Source organism: Microbulbifer okhotskensis, from assembly GCF_023895975.1.
Taxonomy (GTDB): domain Bacteria; phylum Pseudomonadota; class Gammaproteobacteria; order Pseudomonadales; family Cellvibrionaceae; genus Microbulbifer; species Microbulbifer okhotskensis.
The window spans coordinates 1-587 of record NZ_JALBWM010000358.1 but is presented as its reverse complement, the minus strand read 5'-3'; the positions used below and the strand labels follow the sequence as shown (position 1 = coordinate 587).

The window sequence follows — 587 nt, the reverse complement described above, 5'->3', positions numbered from 1 at the left end:
GCCAAATACTGGAATTTGGCAAGGAGGCATTCCGCCTCTATAACGCCCGCCGCACCCCCGGCAGCAGCACCAAGCGAGTGCAGTATGGCCACGCCGGCAAGCCTTTTGCGCTGGTGCAGGATTCTCTTGAGGGAATGGTGCCACGGGAACACATGCGCGATGCCAGCCAGGTACCCGGTATCAATCTGGGCCAGCGGGCCGTCAACAACACCATGGGCAGCTTATCTTTGGCTCTGGAAGTTGAGCAGGCCGAACTGGCCCGCAACCCGGATAACTACGACAACGACCACAAGGTGGATTTGGCCTCTGCCCAGTGGACCGATGACAACAACAACCCTTGCAAAGATATTCGCACTGGCCAGGAAGCGGTGCGCGAAAGCATCGGGATGGATGCCAACACTCTGCTGCTTTCTGCCAAAGGTTTTGCCGCGATGCGGGAAAACCCCTATGTGCTGGAGCGTTTCAAATACACCAGCAAGGATTCCATTACCGCCGCCATGATTGCCGCTTTGTTGGATATCGACAAAGTAGAGGTGGGCAAGGCGGTCTCTGCCGATGCCAATGACAAATTCAGTGATGTCTGGGGT

General features: G+C 56.6%; 1 protein-coding gene. It reads left to right on the top strand.

What is annotated here, in order from left to right; all coding sequences use genetic code 11:
• Window positions 1-587, top strand: a 587-nt coding sequence (locus MO867_RS22495) for a major capsid protein (RefSeq protein ID WP_252473329.1), incomplete at both ends; no start/stop codon positions are given.